Here is a 771-nt window from a genome sequence, read left to right as displayed (position 1 = left end):
TGCTGCGGACCTGGCTGTAACCGAGGCCACTACTGCCAAAACCAGCGCTCAGTCGGCTCTGGACACCGCCAACTCAGACAAGACTGCTGCGGACCTGGCTGTAACCGAGGCCACTACTGCCAAAACCAGCGCTCAGTTGGCTCTGGACACCGCCAACTCAGACAAGACTGCTGCGGACCTGGCTGTAACCGAGGCCACTACTGCCAAAACCAGCGCTCAGTTGGCTCTGGACACCGCCAACTCAGACAAGACTGCTGCGGACCTGGCTGTAACCGAGGCCACTACTGCCAAAACCAGCGCTCAGTTGGCTCTGGACACCGCCAACTCAGACAAGACTGCTGCGGACCTGGCAGTAAATCAAGCTCAAGCTGACTTAGAGGCTGATCCTAGCAACCAAACTCTTATAGACGCACTGTCCACTGCCCAAGGCAATGCCACTGCAGCCGCCGGCGTAGTTACTGACAAAACCGCTGCACTGGCTACTGCTGAAGCAGCACTGACCACTGCCGAAGGCGCTGCCACTGCCGCCGATACCGCAGTTACAGAAAAAACCGCTGCACTGGCTACTGCTGAAGCAGCACTGACCATTGCCGAAGGCGCTGCCGCTGCCGCCGATACCGCAGTTACAGAAAAAACCGCTGCACTGGCTACTGCTGAAGCAACACTGTCCACTGCCGAAGGCGCTGCCACTGCCGCCGCCGGCGTAGTTACTGACAAAACCGCTGCACTGGCTACTGCTGAAGCAGCACTGACCACTGCCGAAGGCGCTGC

1 protein-coding gene is annotated in these 771 nt (G+C 59.1%); it reads left to right on the top strand.

Annotated elements, in window-relative coordinates; genetic code table 11:
- Positions 1–771 (top strand): hypothetical protein (locus CYD26_RS25165; RefSeq protein ID WP_218197072.1); only part of this gene is annotated, 771 nt, incomplete at both ends.

Source organism: Pseudomonas sp. FFUP_PS_473 (assembly GCF_002858665.1).
GTDB classification, from domain to species: domain Bacteria; phylum Pseudomonadota; class Gammaproteobacteria; order Pseudomonadales; family Pseudomonadaceae; genus Aquipseudomonas; species Aquipseudomonas defluvii.
Note: the sequence above shows the minus strand (reverse complement) of the source record. Positions and strands in the feature narration are given on the sequence as shown.